The organism is Phenylobacterium sp. (assembly GCF_030651185.1).
Classification (GTDB): domain Bacteria; phylum Pseudomonadota; class Alphaproteobacteria; order Caulobacterales; family Caulobacteraceae; genus Phenylobacterium.
On sequence record NZ_JAUSCJ010000006.1, the window covers coordinates 156,023 to 169,096 of the forward strand.

Below are 13,074 nucleotides of genomic sequence, written 5' to 3' on the forward strand. Positions count from 1 at the left end.
GCGCGCCCGCGCCCAGAGTTCAGGAGTGGAGACCCGGTGACCAAGACGCCTGTCGACGACGCGCCAGATGCGCAGCCGGTTTCCGAGAAGATCCGCGCCCGGCTGAAGGCCTCCAGGAAGCGCTTCCACGCCAATGACAACATCTCCGCCTTCCTGGAGCCCGGGGAGCTGGAGGCGCTGCTGGCCGAGGTGGAGGGGAAGTTCAAGGGGGTGCTCGACAGCCTGGTGATCGATACTCAGAGCGATCACAACACCCAGGAGACCGCCAAGCGGGTGGCCAAGATGTACCTGACCGAGGTGTTTCGCGGGCGCTACGCGCCGGCGCCGCCGGTCACCGAGTTTCCCAACGCCGAGTCTCTGAACGAGCTGATGATCGTGGGACCGATCACCATCCGCAGCGCCTGCAGCCACCATTTCTGCCCGATCATGGGCAAGCTGTGGGTGGGGTTGATGCCCAACGAGCACTCCAACCTGATCGGCCTGTCGAAATATTCCCGCCTGGCCGAATGGGTGATGTCGCGGCCGCAGATCCAGGAGGAGGCCATCACGCAGATGGCCGACCTGCTGATGGAGAAGGTGCGGCCCGACGGCCTGGCCGTGGTGATGGAGGCCGACCACTTCTGCATGCACTGGCGCGGGGTGAAGGACAACCAGACCATGATGATCAACAGCGTCATGCGCGGCTCCTTCCTGAAGGACCACCACCTGCGCAGCGAGTTCCTCTCGCTGCTGAAGCACAGATCCTGAGGTCGAGATGCTCGTTCGCTGCCTATACGCCAGCCGCCCGTCGGCCGCCCTCCAGGGGCCCGGCCTGGACATGATCCTGGCGCAATCGCGCAAAAACAACCCAGCGCTCGGGATCACCGGCCTGCTCTGCGTGTCGGAGAACCTCTTCATCCAGGTGATCGAGGGCGGCCGCGACGAGGTCTGCGAGCTGTTCAACGCCATCGTAAGGGACGACCGCCATCAGCAGGTGCGCCTGCTGAGCTATGAGGAGATCTCCGAACGGCGGTTCGGCAACTGGACGATGGGCCATGTGAGCATCAACAAGCTCAACCCCGCCCTGCTGCTGAAGTACTTCAAGCGGGTGGAGCTGGACCCGTTCGACTGCTCGGGGGCCGCGACCATGGCCCTGCTGGGCGAGATGGTGGCGACCGCGGCGATCCTGAATCGGCCTGAGTGACTAGGACCCTTCGACGCGCTCATGAGGGGTTCGGACGCCCGCGGGGTCGCCCCGACCGCCATTCATCGTGACGCCGGCCCTGTCGAGGCGGTCCGCGCCACAGCCGCGGCGACCTCGTTTCGGCGCAGGAAGGACGGGGTCCAGGGCGGGTCGTAGAACCACGCGGTGGGCGGACCGGCGACCCGCCAGCCCTGGCCGGCCAGGGCCGCGGTGAGCTGGTCGGTGCGGCGCGACACCGCCGGGCCGCCTCGGCCGCCCGAGAAGCGCAGGACGGCGTAGTCCTGGGCCGGCAGCTCAACGATGGAGACCTGGTCGCTGGTGGGGACAGGCAGGGTGGCCCGGGTGTAGCGCGCTGGCATGATGAACTGCACCTTCCAGGATCCGACGCCGGCGGCGGTCTGGGTCACCGGGGCGGTCATGGCGATGGTCTGGGAGCGGCCCGCCGCGCTCTGGGCCACCGGGGCGGTCATGGCGATGGAGGCCTTGGCGGTGTTGGCGCCGAAGATGTAGCCCGCCACCGCCTCGAAGCCGGCGCTACGCGCCGCTGTGGCCGAGCCCGAAACCGTGGTCTCGGCGGCGAGCCGGGGGCCGTAGTGGCGGATCTCGACGCCGTCGAGACGCTCCACAACAGTGTAGCGGGGCTGTTCGGTCCCCGCGCGGATCCCTACCAGGGCCCCGAGCCCCCCCAGGATCGCCACGCCCAACTCCCACAGATTGGCCATCTGCCCGTCTCCTCGTCTGTGACCAGCTACGGGGCCGCCGCGACCCCGGATGCGTCCGGAGGGAGCCGCGCGGCTCCCCCTCAGGCGTCAGCCTGGCTTTCGCGGAATTCGGCGGCGGGGACGTAGGCGCAGCCCTCTTCGTCGAGCACCCAGACGCCGATCAGGGCGGGGTGATCGGGGTCGAGGTCTTCCTCCAGCAGGTCGCCGTCATAGAGGGCGACATTGCTGTAGTCGAAGTCCAGGGAGAGCTGGGCGGCGAGGCCCAGCATCTCGTCGGCCATGCGGCGGGAATAGCCCAGGGCTTCGGTCTCGCTGCCGAAGTCATCGGTCAGGGTGTTGACCTCGGCGGCGTCGGTGTCCTGGGTCGCGCTGGTGGTGACGATGGTGAAGGCGGGCATGGGGATGTCTCTCAAGGCTTGAGCCCTTCCCTACCCCGTTCCCCGGGAGGCGCGGGCGATATTCTGCAAAAACATGGCGCGCGCGAGCGCCTGGCGCTGTCGGGAAGTTGATCGGGGCGCCCTGTCCCCGACGCCGACCCGTCCCTACATGTCCCCGCAAAGGGAGACTGACCTCACATGAAACGCGCGACCTCGATGCTGGGCATTGGCCTGGTCCTGGCCCTCACCCTGGCGGAGACCGCCGAGGCGAGACGGGGCGGCAGCTTCGGCAGCCGGGGCGCGCGCACCTATACCGCGCCGGCGCCCACCGCGACCGCGCCCCAGGCGACCGCGCCGATCCAACGCTCCATGACGCCTGCCAACAAGGCCGGCGCGACCCCGCAGGCTCCGGCCGCGGCCGGGGCGGCGGCGCAAGCGCCCCGGCGCGGCGGCTTCCTGGGCGGCATGGGCGGCGGGATCCTGGGCGGCCTGGTGGCCGGCGGCCTGCTGGGCATGTTCCTCGGCCACGGCTTTGGCGGCATGGGCGCCGGGATGATGAACACCCTGATGCAGCTGGCCATCCTGGGCCTTGGCATCGGCCTGATCGTGATGTTGTTCCGCCGTCGCCGCACGGCGACCGCCGCGCCGACCAGCTTCGCGCGGGACAATGTTTCGCCGATCAATGGCGCGCGCGGCTTCGAACAGCCCGCCAGCGGTGGGTTCGGCGGGTTTGGCGGCGGCGCGGCGGTCCCGCCCGCCCCGGAGGTGGTGGAGACCTATGAGATCGGCGTCACCCAGGCCGACCGCGACCGCTTCGAGGAACTGCTGAGCGAGGTCCAGGCCGCCTTCGGGCGCGAGGACTACGCCGCCCTGCGCGAGCGGACCACGCCGGAGATCATGAGCTACCTGTCGGAGGAGCTGAGCCAGAACGCCACCCAGGGCCGCCGCAACGAGGTGTCGGACGTGCGCCTGCTGCAGGCCGACGTGTCGGAGGCCTGGCGCGAGGGGGACATCGACTACGCCACCGCCGCCCTGCGCTATTCCAGCCTGGACGTGATGCGCGACCGCACGAGCGGCGCGGTGCTGGAGGGCGACGCGACGACGCCCACCGAGACCACCGAGCACTGGACCTTCACCCGCCAGAACGCCGGGCCGTGGAAACTGGCGGCGATCCAGGAAAGCTGACCCCCCTCAAATCTCCACCAGCTCACCGTAGGCCCGCCAGGTCGCCAGCCCCAGCCAGGGGAAGACGATCACCAGGGCGAGGAAGCCGGTGAGCACGGTGGAGAGGGTCAGGACCGCGATCAGCAGGGCCCAGACGATCATCGGGCCGGGATTGGCCGCCACGGCGCGGAAGCTGGTGATGGTGGCGACGAAGACGCTGGTCTGACGATCCAGCAGCATGGGCGCCGAGATCACCACCAGGCCATAGGTCAGGAAGGCGATGGCGCCGCCGATCAGCGAGCCGGCGAACAGCATGCGGTGGCCCTCCGGCGTGGTCAGCGCGAAGGCCGCCAGGGTCTCCACCGTGCGGTAGATGACCCAGGTCGAGAGGCCGTAGACGATCTGGGCGATCTGCAGCCAGAAGAAGAAGATCATCAAGAGGGCCAGCCCCAGGATGGCGACGTCGGCCGAGAGCGCCCGGCGGACGAAGACCATGCGAGCCAGGGTCGGCCGTTCGCCCCGGGCCAGCAGGGCCGCGGCCTCATAGAGCCCCATGGCCAGCATCGGCGCCACGAACACGAAGCCGCAGGTGAGCGCGAACACCCAGAAGGCGCCGCCGGTGGCCATGAAGCTGAGGCTGATCCAGAGACTGAAGGCGCTGAGCGCCACGCCGTAGGCCAGCAGCGGCGGCCAAGCCCGCCAGAGGTCGCTCCAGGCGCCCCCGAGCCAGCGGAACGGCGCGCCCACGCCGATCCTCTTCACGTCCGGCAGCCCGCCCGTTGACGCCATTGGTCCCTCCCCTGCGCCGGCCACGTCGTTGCGCGTCGGCGCCGCCAGGGTCGGGTGCGGGGGGCCCGGCCCGCATTGAGGCAGATCAAGCCGGGCGCGCGCGCCTAAACTTCCACCACCCGCGACGATCGTGCACGTATCCTCCTCATTTCCGTCTCCGTTCCGACGTCCAAAGCTGCTAGGGAGCGGTCAAGACGGTCGGACTGGCCGCGGGCGGTCCGGTGGGACGGTCAGTTGAGGGAGGGACGCGCGGACGATGGCCGCACCAGGCATCGCCATTCGAGGACAACGGAGCCTGCTGCGGCAGATCCGCGAGGCGCTGGCCGGCGGCGGGCCCGCCCAGTCACGCCTGGACATGGTGGTGCGCATCATCGCGCGCTCGATGGTGGCCGAGGTCTGCTCGCTCTACATGCGCGGCGGCTCCAACGACATGGAGCTGTTCGCCACCGAGGGCCTGGACCCCACCGCCGTCCACGTCACCCGGCTGAAGCCCGGCGAGGGCCTGGTCGGCGAGATCCTGCGCCTGGGCCGGCCGCTGAACCTGTCGGACGCCCCCAACCACCCGGCCTTCTCCTATCGCCCCGAGACCGGCGAAGACCCGTTCCACGCCTTCATGGGCGTGCCCCTGCTGCGCGGCGGCCGGGTCATCGGCGTGCTGGTGGTCCAGAACCGCACCGAGCGGGTCTATTCCGACGACGAGGTCGAGGACCTGCAGATCGTCGCCATGGTGCTGGCCGAGATGGTGGCCAGCAGCGAGCTGGCCTCCGAAGGCGCGCTGAAGAACGCCGAACTGGTGCCGCACCGCCCCGAGCGGCTGAAGGGCGCCAAGTTCGCCGACGGCCTGGCCCTGGGGGTCGTGGTCCTGCACGAGCCGCCGGTGGCCACCAGCAAGCTGCTGAGCGACGACGTCCAGGCTGAAGAGATCCGGCTGGCCACCGCCATCGCCAGCCTGCAGGCCCAGATCGACCAGATGCTGGACGGCCAGCACGGGCTGGTCGAGGCCAGCTATGAGGTGCTCGACACCTACCGGATGTTCGCCCACGACCGCGGCTGGAACCGCAGCCTGGAGGACGCGGTGCGCAATGGCCTGACCGCCGAGGCCGCCGTGGAGCGGGTGCGCTCCGAGCACCGGGCGCGGCTGGGCCAGGCCCGCGACCCCTATCTGCGCGAGCGGCTGCACGACCTGGAAGACCTCAACGACCGGCTGCTGCGGCACCTGTCGGGGGACGGTCACAAGACCCGCGACCTGCCGCCCAACGCCATTCTCATCGCCCGAAACCTGGGCCCCGCCGACCTGCTGGAATACGACCGCACCAAGCTCAAGGGCCTGCTGCTGGAGGAGGGCTCGGCGGCCAGCCATGCGGCCATCGTGGCGCGCGCCCTGGACATCCCCTGCGTGGGCCGGCTGGCCGGCCTGCGCGACAAGGTGTCGGAAGGCGACCCGGTCATCGTCGACGCCGAGACCGGCGAGGCCTATCTGCGGCCCCGCCCCGACGTCATCAAGGCGCTGCAGGCCCGGCTCGAGGTGCGCACCCAGCGGCGGGCTGAATTCGCCAAGCTGCGCGACACCCCGGCCTTCACCCGCGACGGCCACAAGATCACCCTGCTGATGAACGCGGGCCTCGACGTCGACCTGGACATCTTGGCCGAGACCGGCGCGGAGGGCATCGGCCTGTTCCGCACCGAGTTCCAGTTCATGGTGGCCGAGGAAATGCCGCGCTTCAACGCCCAGACCGCCCTCTATGGCCGGGTGATGGACGCCGCCGGCGACATGGCGGTGACCTTCCGGACGCTCGATCTGGGGGGCGACAAGGTGCTGCCCTATCTCGAGGCGGAGCGGGAGGACAACCCGGCGCTCGGCTGGCGGGCGATCCGCATGGGCCTGGACCGGCCGGCCCTGCTGCGACTGCAGCTGCGCGCGCTGATCGCCGCGGCGCGCGGCCGGCCGCTGCGGATCATGTTCCCGCTGGTGGCCAATGTGGACGAGTTCCGGGCCGCCCGCGCCCTGGTGGACCACGAGATCGCCTGGGCCCTGCGGCGCGGCCGCGCCGAGCCGTCGCGGCTGGAGGTGGGCGCCATGATCGAGGCCCCGTCGCTGATCTGGCACCTGGACGCCCTGCTGCCGATGACCGACTTCGTCAGTGTCGGGACCAACGACCTGATGCAGTACCTGTTCGCCGCCGACCGGGGAAACCCGCGGGTGGCCGACCGCTACGACTTCCTGTCGCCGCCCGCCCTGCGCGCCCTGCAGCAGATCCAGCAGGCCTGCGCCGAAACCGGCACGCCGGTCTCGGTCTGCGGCGAGATGGCGGGACGGCCGCTGGAGGCCTTCGTGCTGGTGGCGCTGGGCTTCGACCGGCTGTCGATGCCGCCGGCCGGTCTGGGGCCGGTGAAGCAGATGGTGCTGTCCTGCGACCGCGAAGCGGCCCGGCGCGGGGTCTCGGCCCTGATCAAGAGCTCGGCGGGCTCGATCCGCAACGAGATCGAGACCCTGGCCCGCAAGACCTCCGTCGCCATCTAGAGGCTACAGCGCGCCCTAGGCGATCACGTCCAGGCGCTCGAGCCCCCGGAAGAACGGCAGCCGGCGCCACTCCGGGGGCGTATCGGGGTGGGCCAGCTTCAAGCCGGGGAAGCGGTCGAACAGCATCACCAGCGCGACCTGGGCCTCCAGCCGCGCCAGGGGCGCGCCGATGCAGATGTGCGCCCCGCCGCCGAAGGCCACGTGGGGGCGATGCTTGCGGGTCACGTTGAAGCGGTGCGGGTCCTCATAGACCTCGGGATCGCGGTTGGCGGCGCGCAGCAGGACGGTGAGGGACTGGCCGGCCTTCACCGGACAGCCGCCGAACTCCAGGGGCTGGGAGGCGATGCGGCCGGTTATGTCGACGGGGGGCTCGTAGCGGAGCACCTCCTCCACCAGGCCGTTGATGATCCCGGGGTCGGCCCGCAGCTTGGCGAGCTCCTCGGGATGCAGCAGCAACAGGCGCACAGCATTGCCGATCAGGTCGGTGGTGGTGAGGTTGCCGCCCACCAGCAGGGCGCTGAGGTTGATCCGCAGCTCGTCGTCGTTCAGGTCGACCCCTTCGGCCTGCAGGCGCGTCATATCGCTGATCAGGTCGTCCCGGGGCGCCTTGCGCCGCGCCGCGATCGTCTCGGTGAAGTAGCCGTTCAGGGCCAGGCTCGCCCGCTCCATCTCCTGGGTCTGCTCTTGGGTGCGGAACGGGTTGAGCCCCTGGATCACGCCCTCGGACCAGGCGCGGAACTCCACCAGCCGGTCGTGATCCACGCCGAGGATCACGGCGATGACGTCGATGGGGATCGGCACGCAGAACCGGTCCATCAGGTCCACCTGGCCCTGCAACCCCTCCAGGGCCCGGGCGACGATCGCCTCGACCTGCGGCCGGCAGCGGGCCACGCGGGCATAGAGGGCCTGGGCCAGCGGCTGGCGGATCCGGGCGTGGTCCGGATCGTCGAGGGTGAGGATACTGGAGAGGCTGGTGCGCGGCACGCTGGGATCGACCTGCTGCATGCGTTGGCGCTGCATGACCTCGGTCTCGGCGGCATGGATGGCGTCGCGCCACATCCCGCGGTCGGAGACGATGGCGCGGACATCGGCGTAGCGGCTGACGATGAAGCTGCCGGAGACCTCGTCGCGATGCACGGGACAGCGGGCGCGGAGATCGTCGAGCACCACGTGCGGATCGGCGCGGTAGGTCTCGTTGAGCGGCGTCAGGTCGATCATCGAGGGCAGAGGCGCGGAGGTCATCTGGATCGTCCTTCCCTAGGCGTCTTTTGCAAAAAGATGACGCAGGCGTCACCTATCGGCAAGCGCTGTCAGCCCACGGCGACGATCTCCACCTCCGCGCCGGCCAGCATGGCGGTGTCGCCCACCGACTTGCCCATCAGGGCGCGGGCCAGGGGCGAGACGTGGGAGACGCTGCCCTGGGCCGGGTCGGCCTCGTCCTCGCCGACGATGCGGAAGGTCTGACGGCGGCCGTCCTCGCGGTCGATGGTCACCTCACCCCCGAAGCGGACGGTCTCGGTGTCGTCGCTGGGCTCGATGAGCTGGGCGTTGGCGCGGCGGGCGGAATAGTAGCGCAGGTCCCGCGTTGCCCGGGCCATGGCGGTGCGGTCGGCCTCGATGCCGCCGGCGTGCTGGGCCGCCGCGTAGTCGGCGCGAGCCTGGGCCAGGGCCTTCTCGATGAAGGCCAGGCCTTCCGGCGTCACCAGGTTCGGGTGCGGCGAGATCGGGCGGTCGGGGAGGTCGGCGGCGGTAGCCTCCGCATCCCCTTCCTTGGTGAACGCAACGCTCATGGAAATTCCCTCAGGGTCCGGAGCGTCTAACGCGCCAGACCGCCTTTAGCTCTCGACCTTGAAGGTCAGGCCCGCATTGTCCGACAGCCGCTTGACCAGTCGGTCGCCGAGCGCCGCGCCGGGCGTCCAGATGCCGCCGGCCACGTCAGGGGCGTTCACCAGGGCGATGGCGGTCTCGGCGATGATCTTGGAGGTCGAGCCGTAGCCGGGGTCCTTGTCGCCGTAGACCGAGACCTGGACCTTGCGGCCGTCCGGGGCGATGCCGATGAACAGGCAGTCGTAGAAGCCCGCCTCGCGCTCGGCCTTGCTGGGGCCCTCGCCCGGTTGGGGACCGCCCTCGGCGGGCATGTCGGCGAAGGCCGCGGGGGTCTTGGGATCGATGATCGACATCTCGTCATAGACGAAGTCGGTCCCGTAGGGGTGGCCCTGCAGCAGGTTGGAGCGGTGGACATTCTTGGTGTTGATGGCCGCCATCATGAACGGGCCGACGTCGGCGCCGACGTCGGGGTCGTGTTCCTGCTTGTTGCCGGGGGGCTGGGCAGGTCCCTCGAAGCCGGGGGTGAGAGCGAAGGGGTTGATCATCAAGGCAAACAGGCTGGGGTCCTTCTGCAGGGCCGCCATGGTGGCGCGGCCCGAGGCCGCGGTGCCGCCCGAGAGGCCGCCCAGCATCTTGCGCATCCGGCCCTTCACGCGGGGGACCATGGCGCCGAGTTTTTCCTTAGCCGTCGCTTGCGCGAAGTAGACGCCGAGCTCGAAGGGAATGGAGTCGAAGCCGCAGGAGAACAGGATGCGCGCGCCGCTCTGCTTGGCGGCGGCCTCATGCTTGCCGATCATCTCGGCCATCCAGTTGGGCTCGCCCGAGAGGTCGAGATAGTCGGTCCCCTGGGCGGCGCATTCGGCCACCAGGTCCGAGCCATAGAGCTGATAGGGGCCAACCGTGGTGAGGATCGCCTTGGCGCGGGCGACCATGGCCTTCACTGAGGCGGGGTCGGAGGCGTCGGCCACGATCAGCGGGGTGTCCTTGGGCGCGCCGATCTCGTCGCGGACCGCGGCCAGCTTGTCGACCGAACGGCCGGCCATGGCCCATTTCACCTCAGCCCCAACGCCGTATTTCTGGGCCAGGTACTCGGCCACGAGACGGCCGGTGAAGCCGGTGGCGCCATAGACGATGATGTCGAATTCGGCCTTGGGGTTCATGGGTCCGTCCTCCTTGGTGAGTTGGCGCGGACCCTGCCGCGATTGAGGTCCGCGCGCAATTCCAGAAGGCGTGTGGCGCTCAGACCCATTGCAGAGTCCGCCTTGCGACGGCAGAGAACAGACATAGCCTTTTTCATTTCAACGAACCTGAGATCCATTTCCCATGTCCGAGATCATTGTTCCGAGACAATTCCGCGGCCCGCCCGTCACCGCCAACGGCGGCTATATCTGCGGCGTGCTCTCCAATGCGGTCGGCGGCCGTGGCAGCGCCATGCTGCGCAGCGGCGTTCCGCTGGACGTTCCTGTCACCCTGACCCCCGGTGAAGACGGCGGGGTCGTGCTGACCAACGCCGAGGGCCTGCCGCTTGGTTCGGCCAAGCCGGCCGCCGACGACGCCATCCCCATGCCCCCGACGCCGCCGACCATCGAGGAAGCCCGGCGCTATCAGGCCGCCTCGCGGTTCGCGCAGAAATCCCTGCATCGCGGCTGCTTCTCCTGCTGCATCGAGCGGGAAGCCGGCGAGGGCCTGGGCGTGCATGTGGGTCAGATCGACGGCGCGCCGGAAGGCGTCTGCGCCGGCCTCTGGACCCCGCACGCCAACTTCGCCAACCCCGACGGCACGATGCCCGACGAGATCACCTGGGCGGCGCTGGACTGCTCGGGCTCCATGGCCTGGTGGGTGAAGACCGAGACCCCCGTGGGCCTGCTGGGCACCATGGCCGGCGAGGTTCTCGTGAAGCCCAAGGCGGGCGAGACCTATGTCGTGGTGGCCTGGGCCGACCGGGTCGAGGGCCGCAAGCACTTCGCCGGCGTCGCCCTGTTCGACGGCGCGGGTCAGGTGATGGCCCGCAGCGGCCAGATCTGGATCGGCCGCCCGCCCGGCGCGCCGCCCTACCAAATGCCGCCGGTGACGGCGAACGCGTAACCCTCTGATCGTCATGGCCGGGCTTGTCCCGGCCACCCATGATCTCCGAGGGGCAGCAAGCATTCGTGGCGTGCGCCGCGCGCCCCGCGGCGAGACGGAGATCATGGGTCCCCGGGACAAGCCCGGGGATGACGGCTGTTATGTGTTTGGGCTCTTCACCGCCCGCGTCGCCATGCAGGTGGGGAAATAGGCTGAGCGGCCGGTCGTGGGCGCCCCGCCATCCCGGTCCTCGAACATGTGGGTCAGGACGAAGCCCGCCTGCAGCTGGCCGCCGATCTGAGTTTCCAGGGTGTGGCTGAACTCCACGGTGTGGTCGCGGTCGATGCGGCGTTGCAACTCGTCGGCCGGCAGGTGGGTGATGTCCGCATAGGGCAGGGCGTGCTTGACGATCAGCTCGCCGCGATCCTCGGCGTCTGCGTCGAAGACATAGACCATCGGGTTCATGAAGCCGGCCAGCAGCGTCCCGCCCGGCCGCAAGACCCGGTAGGCCTCGCGCCAGACCGGCTGGATCTCGGGCGCGAAGCAGTTCGACACCGGGTGGAAGATCAGGTCGAAGCTGGCGTCGGCGAAGACCGACAGGTCGTGCATGAAGCCCTGGCGCGTGGTCAGGGTGAGCCCGTCGCGCGCCGCCACCGCCTGGTCCTGGGAGAGCTGGCGCTCCGAGGCGTCGAACACCGTCACCCGCGCCCCCGCCGCCGCCAGGATCGGCCCCTGCTGGCCGCCGCCCGAGGCCAGGCCCAGGATGTCCCGGCCCTCGACCTGGCCGAACCAGTCGCGAGGCACTGGGATGTGGGGCGTCAGGACCACCGACCAGTCACCTTGGCGGGCGCGGGCGATCGCCTCAGGTGAAACCGGGCGGGTCCAGACGTCCTGTTCTTCGACGCGGCGGTCCCAGCCCGCCTGGTTGTTTCGAGAAACCTCATCGGCGCGCATCCTGGTCTTCCCCCTGCTTGGTGCGTGTTATAGACGATCCGTCCCCGAACCCAGGCCCAGGGCGGCATGTTCGTCGCGATATGGCGGCAGGTGAGGGAACGCAGCCACGCCGCGGTCCGGCGCGACTGTCCCAAATTGGCGCAGGCGGCGCCAGATGGTGCAAAACAACGGCCAAGCTTTCGCGTCTCGCCTGACGGGCGAGTTAACCATCAGTGACCAAATAACGCATTGAATTCCGTAGTCTAGCGTGATATTCGTCAACTCTATTAACAACTTCGCACTAATGCGGAGTGGGGGATGATCGCGAAGTTAAGCCGCGATCAAGCAGTGGGGTGTCAGGTAGCCATGCCTCTCGATACTGGCGGGGTTACAAATCTGCATTTGCGAGCGGACGGGGAGCGCGATCCCGGTCTGCCGGACTCCTACATGCCCACCATGGACACCGGACCTGACATTGGCGCGGCTCTGAAGTCGGCCCGCGAGTTCCGCGGCCTGACGCTGCAGGACGTGGCCGACTCCACGCGCATCCGCCGCGCCTATCTGGCGGCGATCGAAGACATGCGCCTGGACGAGCTGCCCTCGCGTCCCTTCACCATCGGCTACGTGCGCGCCTACGCCAATGCGCTGGGCATGGACGGCGAGGCCGCCGTCGAACGCTTCAAGCTGGACGAACCGGCGCCGGACGAGCCCCTGCGCGCGCCGGTCGGCGTGCGCCGCGACGGCGACCCGCGGGTCATGGCCATCGTCATCGTCGGCCTGCTGATCGTCGGCGCCATCGTGATGTGGAACATCGCCCAGCGCGCCATGAGCGAGCAGGCCCCGCCGGCCGCCAACGCGCCGGAGGCCTCCGCCGTTGGCCTGCCCGCGCCCGCACCTCCCGGCGGCCCCGTGGCGCTCGGCGCGCCCCTGCCCGCGCCGGTGGAATCCACCACGCCCACCCCTTACGAAACCCCGGGCCTGGAAGCCGCTACCGCCGGCGACGGCTCCAGCAAGGCCGCCGACGACGCGGCCAAGCTGGCCAAGGCCCATCCCGAGGATGTGGTCGCCGCACCGAGTGCGCCGCTGGCCTCGACCTTCGTCGCCAACGGCACGATCCATGGCGCCCCGGCGGCGGGCTCCGTGGTCACCCTGCAGGCGCGCAAGCCCACCTCGCTGATCGTGCGCGGGGCCGACGGTTCGGTCTACTTCGCCCGCCAGCTCGCGGCCGGGGAAGCCTATCGGACCCCCATGCTGAAGGGCCTGACGGTGGACGCCGCCGAGCCATCCTCGATCCAGGTGTTCGTGGGCGGCCAGAGCAAGGGCCTGCTGCCCTCGGCCCAGACCCTGGTCTCCAAGCTCGCCGCGCCCGCGCCGTAGTCCCTCAGGGGATTTCCACGCTCTCCAGCAGCAGGTTCAGCACCCGCCCGGCCCCGGCGTCGGGGCCGGCGCCATCGATGGATCATGTCCCAGGATAGCGGTGATTGAACCCTTTGC

General features: G+C 69.7%; 13 protein-coding genes. 6 read left to right on the plus strand and 7 right to left on the minus strand.

Annotation, left to right across the window (positions count from 1 at the left end; all coding sequences use genetic code 11):
• The first annotated feature begins 36 nt into the window (after positions 1 to 36).
• Together folE and Q7J39_RS02070 are read left to right on the plus strand one after the other, a co-directional pair.
• Positions 37 to 747: a GTP cyclohydrolase I gene (folE, locus tag Q7J39_RS02065; RefSeq protein WP_304819904.1), complete on the plus strand. Its 711-nt coding sequence runs from the start codon at positions 37 to 39 to the stop codon at positions 745 to 747.
• Between the two features lie 7 nt (positions 748 to 754).
• Positions 755 to 1,183, plus strand: coding sequence for a BLUF domain-containing protein (locus Q7J39_RS02070; protein ID WP_304819906.1), 429 nt, complete (start codon positions 755 to 757; stop codon positions 1,181 to 1,183).
• 62 nt (positions 1,184 to 1,245) lie between these two features.
• On the opposite strand, the gene Q7J39_RS02075 is transcribed toward Q7J39_RS02070, so the two are convergent.
• Together Q7J39_RS02075 and Q7J39_RS02080 are read right to left on the minus strand one after the other, a co-directional pair.
• On the minus strand, positions 1,246 to 1,905 hold the full coding sequence (locus Q7J39_RS02075) for a heme-binding protein (RefSeq protein WP_304819908.1): 660 nt from the start codon (positions 1,903 to 1,905) through the stop codon (positions 1,246 to 1,248).
• 80 nt (positions 1,906 to 1,985) lie between these two features.
• Positions 1,986 to 2,303, minus strand: coding sequence for a hypothetical protein (locus Q7J39_RS02080; protein ID WP_304819910.1), 318 nt, complete (start codon positions 2,301 to 2,303; stop codon positions 1,986 to 1,988).
• A 177-nt stretch (positions 2,304 to 2,480) separates the two neighbouring features.
• On the opposite strand from Q7J39_RS02080, the gene Q7J39_RS02085 reads away from it, so the two are divergent.
• A complete protein-coding gene (locus Q7J39_RS02085; protein ID WP_304819912.1) occupies positions 2,481 to 3,467 on the plus strand; it encodes a Tim44 domain-containing protein in 987 nt (328 codons plus the stop codon).
• Between the two features lie 6 nt (positions 3,468 to 3,473).
• On the opposite strand, the gene Q7J39_RS02090 is transcribed toward Q7J39_RS02085, so the two are convergent.
• Positions 3,474 to 4,235: a DUF2189 domain-containing protein gene (locus Q7J39_RS02090; RefSeq protein WP_304819914.1), complete on the minus strand. Its 762-nt coding sequence runs from the start codon at positions 4,233 to 4,235 to the stop codon at positions 3,474 to 3,476.
• Between the two features lie 256 nt (positions 4,236 to 4,491).
• Here Q7J39_RS02090 and ptsP point away from each other — a divergent pair, with 256 nt between their 5' ends.
• Positions 4,492 to 6,756: a phosphoenolpyruvate--protein phosphotransferase gene (gene ptsP, locus Q7J39_RS02095; RefSeq protein WP_304819916.1), complete on the plus strand. Its 2,265-nt coding sequence runs from the start codon at positions 4,492 to 4,494 to the stop codon at positions 6,754 to 6,756.
• Positions 6,757 to 6,771: 15 nt separating this feature from the next.
• On the opposite strand, the gene Q7J39_RS02100 is transcribed toward ptsP, so the two are convergent.
• From Q7J39_RS02100 to Q7J39_RS02110, 3 genes are all read right to left on the minus strand, one after another.
• A complete protein-coding gene (locus Q7J39_RS02100; protein WP_304819919.1) occupies positions 6,772 to 7,998 on the minus strand; it encodes a cytochrome P450 in 1,227 nt (408 codons plus the stop codon).
• Between the two features lie 68 nt (positions 7,999 to 8,066).
• Positions 8,067 to 8,546 (minus strand): transcription elongation factor GreA, encoded by a 480-nt coding sequence (gene greA / locus Q7J39_RS02105; protein WP_304819921.1) that lies wholly within the window; start codon positions 8,544 to 8,546, stop codon positions 8,067 to 8,069.
• A gap of 45 nt (positions 8,547 to 8,591) precedes the next feature.
• Positions 8,592 to 9,743 carry a trans-acting enoyl reductase family protein gene (locus Q7J39_RS02110; RefSeq protein WP_304819923.1) on the minus strand — a complete coding sequence of 384 codons (1,152 nt, stop codon included), beginning with the start codon at positions 9,741 to 9,743 and terminating at the stop codon, positions 8,592 to 8,594.
• Positions 9,744 to 9,906: 163 nt separating this feature from the next.
• Here Q7J39_RS02110 and Q7J39_RS02115 point away from each other — a divergent pair, with 163 nt between their 5' ends.
• A complete protein-coding gene (locus Q7J39_RS02115; protein ID WP_304819925.1) occupies positions 9,907 to 10,668 on the plus strand; it encodes a hypothetical protein in 762 nt (253 codons plus the stop codon).
• 138 nt (positions 10,669 to 10,806) lie between these two features.
• Here Q7J39_RS02115 and Q7J39_RS02120 read toward each other — a convergent pair whose 3' ends face one another.
• Positions 10,807 to 11,601, minus strand: a complete 795-nt coding sequence (locus Q7J39_RS02120; RefSeq protein ID WP_304819927.1) for a class I SAM-dependent methyltransferase — start codon at positions 11,599 to 11,601, stop codon at positions 10,807 to 10,809.
• 426 nt (positions 11,602 to 12,027) lie between these two features.
• Here Q7J39_RS02120 and Q7J39_RS02125 point away from each other — a divergent pair, with 426 nt between their 5' ends.
• Positions 12,028 to 12,957 carry a helix-turn-helix domain-containing protein gene (locus tag Q7J39_RS02125; RefSeq protein ID WP_304819929.1) on the plus strand — a complete coding sequence of 310 codons (930 nt, stop codon included), beginning with the start codon at positions 12,028 to 12,030 and terminating at the stop codon, positions 12,955 to 12,957.
• Positions 12,958 to 13,074: the final 117 nt, after the last annotated feature.